General features: G+C 60.4%; 13 protein-coding genes. 9 read left to right on the top strand and 4 right to left on the bottom strand.

Features of this window, described 5'->3' with window-relative positions; all coding sequences use genetic code 11:
* Positions 1-2 precede the first annotated feature (2 nt).
* Both V1T76_RS03945 and V1T76_RS03940 read left to right on the top strand, forming a co-directional pair.
* Positions 3-1,025 (top strand): type II secretion system F family protein, encoded by a 1,023-nt coding sequence (locus V1T76_RS03945; RefSeq protein WP_330559300.1) that lies wholly within the window; start codon positions 3-5, stop codon positions 1,023-1,025.
* A gap of 8 nt (positions 1,026-1,033) precedes the next feature.
* A complete protein-coding gene (locus V1T76_RS03940) occupies positions 1,034-2,011 on the top strand; it encodes a type II secretion system F family protein (RefSeq protein ID WP_330559299.1) in 978 nt (325 codons plus the stop codon).
* A gap of 225 nt (positions 2,012-2,236) precedes the next feature.
* Here the strand turns inward: V1T76_RS03940 and V1T76_RS03935 are convergent, their stop codons facing one another.
* Complete coding sequence (locus V1T76_RS03935; RefSeq protein ID WP_330559298.1) at positions 2,237-3,013, bottom strand: tetratricopeptide repeat protein; 777 nt, start codon at positions 3,011-3,013, stop codon at positions 2,237-2,239.
* A 187-nt stretch (positions 3,014-3,200) separates the two neighbouring features.
* Between V1T76_RS03935 and V1T76_RS03930 the strand changes: the two genes are divergently transcribed.
* From V1T76_RS03930 to V1T76_RS03920, 3 genes are all read left to right on the top strand, one after another.
* Entirely contained in the window at positions 3,201-4,589 is a 1,389-nt protein-coding gene (locus tag V1T76_RS03930) for a leucyl aminopeptidase family protein (RefSeq protein WP_330559297.1), read from the top strand.
* A gap of 72 nt (positions 4,590-4,661) precedes the next feature.
* Positions 4,662-5,012 carry a MarR family transcriptional regulator gene (locus tag V1T76_RS03925; protein WP_006934185.1) on the top strand — a complete coding sequence of 117 codons (351 nt, stop codon included), beginning with the start codon at positions 4,662-4,664 and terminating at the stop codon, positions 5,010-5,012.
* A gap of 26 nt (positions 5,013-5,038) precedes the next feature.
* A complete protein-coding gene (locus V1T76_RS03920) occupies positions 5,039-5,911 on the top strand; it encodes a C40 family peptidase (protein ID WP_330559296.1) in 873 nt (290 codons plus the stop codon).
* A gap of 109 nt (positions 5,912-6,020) precedes the next feature.
* On the opposite strand, the gene V1T76_RS03915 is transcribed toward V1T76_RS03920, so the two are convergent.
* Both V1T76_RS03915 and V1T76_RS03910 read right to left on the bottom strand, forming a co-directional pair.
* Positions 6,021-6,587, bottom strand: a complete 567-nt coding sequence (locus tag V1T76_RS03915) for a hypothetical protein (protein WP_330559295.1) — start codon at positions 6,585-6,587, stop codon at positions 6,021-6,023.
* A 92-nt stretch (positions 6,588-6,679) separates the two neighbouring features.
* Positions 6,680-7,867, bottom strand: a complete 1,188-nt coding sequence (locus V1T76_RS03910; RefSeq protein WP_330559294.1) for a DNA recombination protein RmuC — start codon at positions 7,865-7,867, stop codon at positions 6,680-6,682.
* Between the two features lie 160 nt (positions 7,868-8,027).
* Between V1T76_RS03910 and def the strand changes: the two genes are divergently transcribed.
* The 4 genes from def to truA all read left to right on the top strand — a co-directional run bounded on the left by def (position 8,028) and on the right by truA (position 11,159).
* Positions 8,028-8,546 (top strand): peptide deformylase, encoded by a 519-nt coding sequence (gene def, locus V1T76_RS03905; protein ID WP_330559293.1) that lies wholly within the window; start codon positions 8,028-8,030, stop codon positions 8,544-8,546.
* A gap of 291 nt (positions 8,547-8,837) precedes the next feature.
* Positions 8,838-9,776, top strand: a complete 939-nt coding sequence (gene fmt, locus V1T76_RS03900; RefSeq protein WP_330559292.1) for a methionyl-tRNA formyltransferase — start codon at positions 8,838-8,840, stop codon at positions 9,774-9,776.
* A 22-nt stretch (positions 9,777-9,798) separates the two neighbouring features.
* Positions 9,799-10,338 (top strand): GNAT family N-acetyltransferase, encoded by a 540-nt coding sequence (locus V1T76_RS03895; RefSeq protein ID WP_330559291.1) that lies wholly within the window; start codon positions 9,799-9,801, stop codon positions 10,336-10,338.
* Positions 10,338-11,159: a tRNA pseudouridine(38-40) synthase TruA gene (gene truA, locus V1T76_RS03890; protein WP_330559290.1), complete on the top strand. Its 822-nt coding sequence runs from the start codon at positions 10,338-10,340 to the stop codon at positions 11,157-11,159. The genes V1T76_RS03895 and truA overlap by 1 nt, the downstream gene beginning before the upstream one ends.
* 48 nt (positions 11,160-11,207) lie before the next feature.
* On the opposite strand, the gene V1T76_RS03885 is transcribed toward truA, so the two are convergent.
* Positions 11,208-11,660 carry a hypothetical protein gene (locus V1T76_RS03885; protein ID WP_330559289.1) on the bottom strand — a complete coding sequence of 151 codons (453 nt, stop codon included), beginning with the start codon at positions 11,658-11,660 and terminating at the stop codon, positions 11,208-11,210.
* Positions 11,661-12,225: the final 565 nt, after the last annotated feature.

The following is a 12,225-nucleotide window of genomic DNA, read 5'->3' as shown; positions in this document are numbered from 1 at the left end:
CCATGTCCGGATTTGAAGAGTTTCTTTCGCCTGAAATCACCGGTCTGGCCGTCGCGCTCCTCGTGATGCTCGCCGTGGGTGGCATCATCTACAGCCTGTTTCAGCCCGCTCTGTCCGGCTCCAAGCGGCGCGATCAGCGTGTCAACGCGGTTGCGGCCCGGCCCCAAAGCGAAAACCAGCGCAAGGCCCTTCGTGATGTCGACCGCCGGAAGCGGTCGATCCAGGACCAGCTGAAGGAATTCGAGGAACGGCAAAAGGCCAAGCAGGACAAGCAGCAGAAGGTGCCGCTGAAGGTCAAGATCGAGCAGGCCGGACTGACCTGGGAAACCCATCATTTCGTGATCTTCAGCATCGTCGCGGGCCTTGTCTTCCTGATTCTGGGGCTGATCATAGGTGGCGGCAATCTTTACATTGCTGCCGGATTCGGCTTTGCCGGAAGCCTCGGGTTTCCCCGCTGGTATGTTGCCAGCAAACGCAAGCGCCGCTTCAACGCCTTTCTGGAAGAGTTGCCAAACGGCGTCGACATCATCGTGCGCGGCGTCAAGGCCGGTCTGCCGCTCAGCGACTGCATCAAGGTGGTTGCCCGCGAAGCCCGCGATCCGGTCGCAACGGAGTTCCGCAAGATCACCGAAACCCAGATCATGGGGATCTCTCTCGCCGATGCAGTCGGCAAGTTGCCCGAACGTGTTCCACTGCCCGAAGCCAACTTTTTCGCCATCGTGGTTGCCATTCAGCAGAAGGCGGGTGGCGGCCTTGCCGAGGCGCTGAACAACCTGTCCAAAGTGCTGCGCGGCCGCAAGGCCATGAAACGCAAGATCAAGGCACTCAGTGCCGAGGCAAAATCCTCTGCCGGGATCATCGGTTCGCTGCCGTTCTTCGTCGGTGGCATCATGTATCTCATTTCGCCCAAGTACATCATGGTCCTGTTCGATACGACGGCAGGTAACATCATCATCGCCGGTGGCCTGTTCTGGATGTTTTGCGGCATCATGGTGATGCGCGCCATGATCAACTTCGACTTCTAGGAGACGGCATGGACATCGATACCCTCGCATCCAGCCAGTTTCTGGCAGCGGTTCTGGCCATGATCGCGGTCACGGGAACCATCTTCTCCCTCGTGATGCCGCTTCTGTCCCGGGACACCCTGAAGTCACGCATGAAATCGGTCGCGATCGAACGCAACAAGCTTCGCGCCAAGGAAAGAGCACGCCTTCAGGCGGCACATGCGGACGCGAAGGCCTCCTTGCGCAATCAGCCGAAAGCGCAGATGAAAAGCCTTGTCGACCGGTTGAACCTCAAGGAGGCGCTGTCCGACCAGACGACCGTCGATAACCTCAGGATGGCAGGTTATCGCGGGGCGGCGCCGCTGTATTATTTCCTGGTTGCACGTATCGTCATACCTGCCGGTATCTTCGCCTTCTCGGTTGCCTATGCATTTCTTGTCCTGCCCGATGACCTGCCGGCCTTGTCGAAGATCTGCTTCTGTCTGGGGCTTGCCGGGCTCGGCGCTTTCATGCCGAACCTTTATCTGAAGAACAGGATCGACAAACGGAAAATGACCATCCAGCGCGCCTGGCCGGATGCGCTCGATCTCATGCTGATCTGCGTGGAATCGGGCATGTCGATCGAAGAAGGTTTCAGGCGCGTTGCCGAGGAAGTCGGCGTTCAGTCGGTGGAGTTGGCGGAAGAACTGTCGCTCACGACAGCGGAGCTTTCATACCTCAGTGATCGCCGCATCGCCTACGAGAACCTGGCGAAGCGAACCGGTGTGGACGGGGTAAAGAACGTCATGATGGCGCTCATCCAGGCCGAACGCTACGGCACGCCTGTCGGAACCGCCTTGCGCACGATGGCGGACGACACCCGCGAACAGCGCATGCAGATGGCCGAGCAGAAGGCTGCGTCCCTGCCACCGAAACTGACGGTGCCGATGATCATGTTCTTTCTGCCGGTGCTGTTCTTCATCATCATGGGACCGGCGGTCATCCAGGTGATGGATACCTTCAGGTAAGCTGTGACCATTGTCTTCGGCCGATAGCTCGCCGGAGACCACAACTCCCTCCCCAAAGACGAGCCCGGGGTTTCAGAAATCCCGGTGAGATCACGCGCAGGAAAGCTGCGTCTGCGACACAGGCGGCTTACTCTTGAGCCGGTTCTGCGCCGGGCCCCGGCTGGACGAGCCGTCGACCAGGTCGGTCAGGAACAAAGCTGCTTGATTGCTGAAGGAAAAGGCGCGTCAGCCTTGCTGGCGTTTCTGCATCATGGTGCGCAGATAGGCGATATTGGCCTGAGCCTGCTGCGGATCGATCTCCGCCTGGGCCACCTGTATGGCTTCGTCGAACTTGCCCTGGATGCCCAGGACTAGAGCCAGATTCTGCCGAACGCGGCTGTCTGCGCCGGGCAGGGCGGCTGCCTTGCGCAAGGTGTATTCGGCGTCGGGCAAGTCGTTCGACAACAGATAGGACAGGCCCAGATTGTTCAGAAGACTCGGGTCGTTCGGGGCAATCAGGAGGGCCTGCTTGTAAAGACTGCGGGCCTTGTCGTGGCTGCCGGTCTGATCGTATATCGCGGCTTCCGCGGACATCAGTTTCCAGTCCGGCGTATCCGGGCGCTGGGCGCCGCGAATGACGTTCAGCGCCTCGTCGAAACGGCCGTTCATCGCCAGCACCTTGCCATAGGCCGAGGCGATTTCCCGGTCCTTCGGATGGGCGATCACGCCGGAACGCAACACGGCCATGGCCTGGGGCACCTGTCCGTTCTGGCTGAGGGCGCTGGAGTATCCCAGGATGGCGTTACGATCCTTGCGGTCACGCTCATAGGCCTTGGACCATTTGGAGACCTGCGCCAATGCCTGGGAGGAGCCAGGTGAGGTGTAGCCGGAGGCTGGGGAATGCGTGCCCGTGTTGGCCCGGTTGGACGCACAGCCGGTGACAACGACAAGCGCCGACATGGCCAGCAGCGTCGTAGCGATACGGGTGCGACGGCGAACGGAACCGATTCTGGGCGATTGCATTTCCAACATCCTTGTTGTCGGCGGCTTTCATGTGTCCCTATGAGAAATAGATAATTAACCCTAATGCTTGGTTAAGCATCGTTGCGATTTGCGAGAAGCGGTGCGGATTGCTCAGCGCCATATTGCGTCTGGACGCGGGGCGTCCTAGGTCTTGAAGATCGAATCCAATCTCCAACGGAGGTCCCCCGTGCGCGAAAGCCTAGTCCGCAAGAGCGATGTTGCCAGCTCCACGCCCATCCATGCCGTTACCGAGGCAAGCCTTCCGCAGGTTCTGGACGGACTCGGCGCGCCGGCTGCAAACTGGTGCAAGGTCAACGATTTTGCGGGAAAGCCCGCAACGTCTCTGCTTGTTCCCGGAGAGGGCGGCACAGCTGTGCTGTTCGGCGTTGAGGACGACGCCCTGCCGCATCCGCTGGCACTTGGCGGCCTGGTCGCGGGACTGCCGGAAGGGGACTACCATCTTGCCGAAGGCTTTCCGGATCCGGAACAGGCAGCACTTGGTTTTGCGCTTTCCAGCTATTCCTTCACCCGCTACCTGAAAAGCGAAGGCAAGACCCGTCGTCTGGCTGTTGACGACAGTGTTGATCTCCAGCGTCTCGGAACGATTCTCGACGGCGTGAAGCTGGCGCGTGATCTTATCAACACCCCCGCGAACGATCTTGGACCGGGCGAACTCTCACAGGCCGTTGTTGCGCTGTTCAAGCAACATGGCGGCACCGGGCGGATCGTTATCGGGGAAGATCTCCTGGAAGAAAACTTTCCGATGGTGCATGCGGTCGGCAGGGCCAGCAGCCGGGCGCCGCGCCTGGCGGATTTCACCTGGGGTGACGAAACTGCACCCAAGGTCACGCTGGTGGGCAAGGGGGTCATCTTCGACACCGGTGGCCTGAACCTGAAGCCGGGCTCCTCCATGGCGCTGATGAAGAAGGACATGGGCGGGGCTGCAAATGTTCTGGGACTTGCGTCCATGATCATGGCAGCAAAGCTTCCGGTGCGTCTGCGGGTCATCGTACCGTGTGTCGAAAACGCCGTTGCCGGCAACGCCTTCCGTCCGGGCGATATCCTGCCGAGCCGCAAGGGACTGACCGTCGAAATCGGCAACACCGATGCCGAAGGCCGGTTGATCCTGGCCGATGCGCTGGCGCTTGCCGATGAGGAAAGCCCGGAGATGCTGATCGACATGGCAACACTCACCGGCGCCGCACGCGTTGCGCTTGGACCGGATCTGCCGCCTTACTACACAGATGACGACGAACTGGCCGAGGATATCGCGGTGATGGCCGAGGCCACTGCCGACCCGCTGTGGCGCATGCCACTCTGGCAGCCCTATCTGAAGTATCTCGACAGCAAGGTTGCCGACATCAATCACATCAACACCTCAGGTGCCGGTTTTGCGGGCTCCATCACGGCTGCCCTGTTCCTGTCCCGTTTCGTAGAGAACGCCGGCAGTTGGGTTCACTTCGACATTTTCGGCTGGACCCCGATGGAAAAGCCGGGAAAACCGATGGGCGGCGAAGCCCAGGGCATTCGTGGCCTGTTCGATGTGATCTCCGAGCGATTTGCAGTCGCACAATAACGGCTCCGAAACGTTTTCGTGCTTCGATGGTCATGGAGATGGATGGGGGAAAAGGATGGGACCCTGTAACTCATGGCCGTCGAATTGCGCGCCTCGCAGGCGCTGAAACTGATGCACGAAGTCAATCTGGCGCTTGTTCGCGACAGCGAACAGGATCTTTCCGCGCGCCAATTGACAATCCTGATGACGGTTTATCTGGAGCCGCCGCCCCACACGGTGCGCGGTCTGGCAGCCAAGCTGAACGTCACCAAACCCGCTATCACCCGGGCGCTTGACACTCTGGGCGGTATGCGGCTTCTGTCGCGCAAGCGCGATGAAGCCGACAAACGCAATGTGATCATTACACGCACGGTGGAAGGCGCGCTTTATCTGGAGCAGCTCGGCGATCTTGTGGTTGAAAAGGCCAGGGAACTGCCGCGCTGACAGCCCAACCCAGTTCGGGAACGACCATGACCGAGACTTTCGACCGCCGCCGCCACCCGGTTCGTGCCGACCTTGCCGCCATCGACTATGAAGGCCGGATAACCGCCAGCCGGTTTGCCGAAGGTGACGTATTTCAGGTCATTGCCGATCAGTTGCCGATCCGGCCCGAACCGCGCCCGGACAGGCCAATCGACACCGAAGCCCTCAGCGGCGAGTGGGTGACGGTCTATGAACAGACACAGGAAGGCTGGGCCTGGGGGCAGCTCGACACGGATGGATATGTCGGCTGGTTTTCCTCCGATGGTCTTGGGCCGGTCAAACCGGCGACGCACAGGGTGCGGGCGCTGCGCACGTATCGCTACCCGGTTGCCGACCTGAAGTTCCCGCCGCTTGGTCTCCTGTCGATCGGCTCTCTTGTCACGGTGACAGGGGAAACCGAAACACGGGGGCTCACCTATGCGCTTCTGAGCGACGGTTCGGCGGTCGTCGCAAAACATCTCGTGCCCGTGGACACGATCGAAGACGATTGGGTGGCTGTTGCCGAAGAGTTTGTCGGTACGCCCTACCGCTGGGGCGGACGATCCAGCCTTGGCCTCGATTGCTCGGCGCTGGTACAGCTTGCCGCTCAGGCCGGCGGGCACGACCTGCCGCGTGACAGCGACATGCAGGAAGCGGAAGCCGGCGAGGCTATTCCGCATGACGACCCGTCCTCGTTGAAACGCGGTGATCTGCTGTTCTGGAAAGGCCACGTCGGCATCATCACGGGCGACAACTGCCTGCTGCACGCCAATGGCCATACGATGACCGTCGCTTACGAGCCTCTGGACAAGGCGACCGACCGCATCGCGGCAACGGAATGGGGTGCGATCACCAGCGCCCGGCGCCTGTCGGTTCTTTAAGCGGACTTTAAGCGGCATTGCTCCGGGCTTCGCAATGCCAGCCCGGAGCCTGTCAGCCTGATGACATGCCATTGTTGGACGTTTGTCGCTGGCTTCTGTGGCTGTTTTATCAGCCCGGAAAGGTCTGCACGCCGATGGACTCAAGCGCGCCGGACGTCGGATTCTTCACCAGGCAAAGCTGGCTTTCGGTGCCCTGGATAAAGCACACCATGGGGCGGTCTTCCTGGCGGGCCCGTTCATAGATCTCCCGTGTCACACCTTCTTCGGCGTAAAAGGGAAACTCTCCCGCCTGCGGACCTTCAGCGCCTTCCGGCCAAACCGGCAGCTTGGCGGAGGTGGCGACGTCCGTGTAGTCGCTGACCCAGTCCAGCAGGGCTGCCTGCATGTCGCTCAGGCTTTCGATGCCGTAAAAACCGAAGAGGTCGTTCTGATCGAAGGTGGCCTGATATTCAATGCCGCCGGACGGATTGAAGACCGCAATAGAGATTTCCGCGGACCCGCATTCGCCTTGCGCATCGGCTTCAACCGAATAGGTGTCCAGCCAGACAGTTTCGACGGCTTGGCTGCACTCTTCCGCGGCCGCCTTCTGGCTCAGCGGGAGCGCGAATACACCAAGCGCCAGGCTGGTGAGAGCAATGTTAAGTGCCTTGGAAAAAAGAGAATTCCGGAACGACATACCAGCCTCCAAATCGACTCGGATCGAGCCGGCGGGACTGTAGACCCGGCTTGTAACAGCAGCAACAGAATTGCTGCGTGACGCTTGCTGAATCACCCTTGGGGCGTCAGCGCCAGCTTGGGTTCCGCGCTGGCATCTTCCTTTGCCGCGCTTTCCACTTCACCCAGTTCCAGATCCTCGATACGACGGCTGCGCTTGGAGATCTTGTCGGAGGAAATCAGGATCTGGTCGATATCCTTGTTCGCCTGCGCGAAATGGGCCTGAAGCTTGCCGACCCGGTCGTTCAGCCGGCTGACATCTGCAATCAGATGACCGACCTCAGCCTGGATCAGATGGGCCTGTTCGCGCATCTTGGCATCGCGCAAGACTGACTGGATCACCTGGATCGAGAGCATCAGCAGCGACGGCGAGACGATCACGACCCGTGCGCGGTGCGCTTTCTGAATGAGATCCTCGAAGCTCTCGTTCAGCTCGGCAAAGACGCTTTCAGACGGCACGAACAGGAAAGCAGTGTCCTGGGTTTCGCCCGGCAGCAGATATTTCTCGCCGACATCCTGAATGTGTTTCGTGAAGTCGCGGCGGAACTGGGCCTGCGCATATTTAAGCTGATCGTCCGTTTCCGCTTTCCGCAACAGGTTGAAGGCTTCCAGCGGGAACTTGGCGTCGATGGCCAGCGACGGTGCCCCGTTGGGCATGTGGATCAGGCAATCCGGGCGGCTGTTGTTGGACAGCGTTGCCTGAAAGGAATAGGTGCTGGGCGCCATCTGGTCCTGGACGATTGCCTCCATCCGGCCTTGCCCGAAAGCGCCCCGGGTCTGCTTGTTGGACAGGATCGCCTGCAACTGGCCGACCTGGCCCGAAAGATCGGTAATCGTGCGCTGTGCCCGGTCAATCACCGCCAGCCGCTCATGCAGGTGTCTGAGGCCATCCTGGGTGCGTTTGCTGGTGTCGGCCATCGAGAGGTTCAGCTTGTGGCCCATGCCGTCCAGTCGTTCGTTGACGGCGCGCATCATGTCGGATTGCCGCGAACCGAACACTTCCGCCATCGTCTGCATGCGGCCGGTCATTTCCCCCTGGGACTTCAGAAGCTGGGAGAGATGGCTTTCCAGCTCGTGAATACGTTCGCCCGCCACCGCGTCCGACTCGGCGCGCAGGCGGATCTCCCGCATGGTCTTCAGAACCAGCCAGACAATCAGGGCCAGAAGAAACAGGCCACCGGCAATGGCAGCCTCCAGGACCGTCACCGGACGGCCACTCAACTCGAACAGGATCTCATTCATGAAACAAACATAGAACGATTCGGGGCGAAGGCCCATCCGCGCGGCTGCAGAGGGCTGTGGTCTATTGCAAGTGATCGGTCTGGTCGAAAGCGTTGAAAACGGGAGGTCCCCGCGCTATTTCCGCGTTGACCGCCGCGCCGCGATTTCTTATGTCAGGCAAATGACAATACGCCCGATCATCACCATCCCCGATCCGGTCCTGCGCGAGGTCTGTGCACCTGTCGCGACCGTCGACGACGACGTCCGCAAGCTGGCCGACGATATGCTGGAAACCATGTACGATGCGCCCGGCATCGGTCTTGCCGCCAGCCAGATCGGGCTGTTGCACCGTATCTTTGTACTTGATGTCGCCAAGGACGACGCTCCGAAGGAGCCGATGGTGTTCATCAATCCGAAGATCGTCTGGTCGAGCGAGGATCTGTCCGTCTATCAGGAAGGCTGTTTGTCGATCCCCGATTACTACGAGGAGGTCGAGCGGCCTGCCGAAGTAACGGTTCAGTTTCTCAACAGGGAAGGCGCCGAACAGGAGATCAAGGCCGACGGTCTTCTGGCAACCTGTATTCAACACGAGCTGGACCATCTGAACGGCAAGCTGTTCATCGACTACCTGTCGAAACTGAAGCGCGACCGCGTGGTCAAGAAATTCACCAAGCAGGCGAAGATGGCCGGAAAACTCTGATCCGGCGCCGCCCGCCCGAGAGACGTGGCGGCGGTAAATATGAGGACCGCTCCGTTCCTGCAACACCTCGCTGTTCTCTTTGCTATCACGAAGCCGGAAGCAAACAAGCAGGACGGGGCGTGGGGTGCCATGACTGTCCCCACTGGCCCACGGTCGGGTTCGAACTCGCAAATTCGGCCTTCAGGGGAGATGGCGCCAATTGGACGCGTGGCAAACAGCGCCCGCGCCCCTTGCAACACCCGGCGTGAAACGCAATAAGGGCGCAGTTCTTCAAAACGCCTCAGGAGCCTCATGTCCTTACGTGTCATCTTCATGGGCACCCCGGATTTCTCGGTGCCGACCCTCATGGAAATCGTCGGCCAGGGCCACGATGTTGTCGCCTGCTATTCACAGCCTCCGCGTCCTGCGGGCCGGGGCATGGATCTGAAGAAATCGCCGGTTCATGAGGCTGCGGAATCCTTCGGCATCCCGGTGTTCACACCGCAGAGCCTGAAAGGGGCGGAGGAACAGGAAGCCTTTGCGGCTCTCAACGCAGATGTCGCGGTGGTGGTCGCCTACGGCCTTCTTTTGCCGAAAGCCATTCTGGAAGCACCGCAATACGGTTGTCTCAATCTGCACGCGTCCATGCTGCCGCGCTGGCGGGGCGCGGCGCCGATCAACCGGGCAATCATGGCCGGAGACACCGAAACCGCGGTTCAGGTGATGCGCATGGAAGAGGGGCTTGATACTGGCCCCGTGTGCATGTCGGAAACCGTCGCGATCGGCGAAAACATGACCGCCGGAGATCTTCATGACAAACTGTCTTCGCTCGGCGGCGATCTGATGGTCCGGGCCCTGGCAGCCTTGTCGCGCGGGGCACTTGGCGATCAGGCGCAGGCCGAAGAGGGCGTCAGCTACGCGGCCAAACTCTCCAAGCAGGAAACACGGATCGACTGGTCGAAACCGGCTGCGGAGGTTCACAACCACATTCGCGGCCTGTCGCCCTTCCCGGGTGCCTGGTGCGAAATGCCGCTCGGCGGCAAGGCGGAGCGGGTCAAGGTCTTGCGCAGCACGCTTGGCGAAGGGTCCGGCAAGCCGGGCTCCGTCCAGACCGGTGCAGATGTTCCAGTGGTGTGTTGCGGAACAGGCTCGGTGCGTCTGGAACAGGTGCAGCGGGCCGGTAAAAAACCAATGAGCGGCGCTGAGTTTCTGCGCGGCGCATCGCTTTCTGACGCCACGGTTCTGGACTAAGCTGGCGTTTGAGGAGACCGACATGACCCAAGCTGCCGAAGCTACCGGACTTGCCATCAGGAATGTAATTCCTGCCGATGAAACCACTGTCAGAGAGTTGGTGACCGCCGCCTTTCCGTCTGGTACGGAAGCCCGGCTGGTGCATACGCTGCGCCATTGCGGTGCCCTTGTGCTCGAACAGGTCGCGGTCGATGCCGCCGGCCGGATCGTCGGACATATCGCCTATAGCCGCGTCACGCCGGCTGCCATCGGACCGGGGCAGGGCATGCAGGTCGTCTGCCTGGCACCGGTCTCTGTCTGGCCGGATCGCCAGAAAACCGGCATCGGCTCGGCTTTGATCAAGACATCTCTGGAAAGTCTGAAGGATCTCGGAGAGGACCTTGTTCTGGTGCTCGGCCCGCCGTCCTATTATCCGCGCTTCGGCTTCGACCCCGTTCTGGCGCGCAAGGTGCAGGGGCCTTATGCGGGCGACGCGTTCATGGCACTAGCGCTGACGGAAGCCGGATCGCGCGACCTGCCCATCGAGGTCGCCTTCGCGACGCCTTTCCAAGAATTCGAATAATGCCACGCTACAAGCTGACGGTGGAATACGATGGAAGGCCGTTCAGCGGCTGGCAGCGTCAGGCGAACGCGCCGTCCGTGCAGGCGGTGATCGAGCGTGCTGTCAAGGCGTTCTCCGGCGAGGAGGTCACCATCGGCGGCGCCGGTCGCACCGATACCGGCGTCCATGCCACCGGTCAGGTCTGCCACGTGGATCTTTCGAAGACCTGGGACGCAAGAACAGTCATGGGTGCGCTGAATTTCCATTGTCAGCCCCACCCGGTGGTTATTCTGGACGCGGAAGAGATGCATGAGGGCTTCGACGCCCGTTTTTCGGCGATCCGCCGGTCCTATCGGTATCGCATTCACAACCGTGTCCCGCCGCTGACCCATCAGCGCGGGCTTGCCTGGCACGTGAAGTCGGATCTCGATGCCGATGCCATGCATGCTGCCGCGCAGGAGTTTGTCGGCCATCATGACTTCACCACCTTCCGCCACACGCGCTGCCAGGCCAAAAGCCCGGAAAAGACGCTGGACGAATTCAGGGTCTACCGCGAAGGCGAGCTCGTGATTGCCGAATGTTCCTCCCGGTCCTTCCTGCACAACCAGGTGCGCTCCATGGTGGGCTCGCTGCGGCTGGTTGGCGACGGCAAATGGGGGCCGGGTGATGTCACCAAAGCCCTGAAAGCCCGCGACCGGAACGCCTGCGGCCCCGTTGCGCCGGCCGACGGGCTTTATCTGACACGTGTCGACTACCGCCCGGCGGAAATGGACATCCAGCTCAAGAAGGACTGGCAGTCCCGCAAAGCGGCCCCGGAAGCGGAAGACGACGCGGAGGATTGAGCTGACGGTCGATAGGCGGAGAAATGGGTCCACACCCTAGGTATGGACTCAGCCCTCGAGAATTTCTCCCAGATTCTGAAAAATCGCGATCAGAACGACCACTCCCACGATCAACAGGATCACCCAGGTAAAGAGCTGAAAGCCAATTGCACCAGCGCCCAGACTGACGGCACAAACGGCCAGCCGTCTGTTTTCCTTGAGGACGAAGCCCAGCGTTCCCAGAACGATGGCGAGGCCACCAAGCACATAGGCAGACGCCTTGAGCATTCGGTCCAGGCTCCAGGGCGCAGATTGCGGCTCGGGGAGCGGCTCACCTTTCAGGCCCTTGATCGCGGATTTCCGGATATCGGCGGCAATCTCACCGATTGACTGTCCGATGGTCGGTTGAGGGTCCAGGGGACCGGCCGAGAAATGGAAGACTGCCATCACAAGAGCAATTGCCCCCAGAAGCAAGCCGATGGACCCTGTCCATGGCCTTCTTGCGATACGCGTCTGGTTCATCAGGTTCTGCCCGCAGCCATTTGTTCAATTACAACAAGGTGCAAGAATGCCATGTATGGAAGCAAGGTACCACTGTGCAGAACGCTGCGTGTCAGCTAGCTGTGCTGTGTTTTTCTCCTGTGGGGAAAAGCTCCGGTGTTCCGCTTGACGGAAAGACGCCGTTCATTCCTCAGTCATCCCCACGCACTTCTTTTAGAGATGCCAGGTTGTATGATCGAGGATCGGCAGAGAGACGATCAGACCCAGGAACGCCCTGCAGGCTTATGACCGGAACGCCTGTGGCCCGGCGGCGCCGGCCGATGGTCTGTACCTCACCCGCGTTGATTACCTTGCGGCAGGGGAAGATCTTGAGGCGAAGACGATTTAGCGCATGAAAAACAACCCTGAAGAGTGATAAGGCTAGGGTGTGGACTCATAAATGAAGATGAAATGGTCTCACCGCATGTCGCCAGCCTGCCTGATCGGGCAACAAGCCCGCTCCGCGACCCGTTCTCACGTGGTTTCGCAATGTCTCATGCCATTTGGTCTTCATTTCTGAGCCCACACTCTAGAATGGCCGGTTCCG

The sequence above is a fragment of the Roseibium sp. FZY0029 genome, assembly GCF_036350355.1.
GTDB lineage: Bacteria > Pseudomonadota > Alphaproteobacteria > Rhizobiales > Stappiaceae > Roseibium.
Note: the sequence above shows the minus strand (reverse complement) of the source record. Positions and strands in the feature narration are given on the sequence as shown.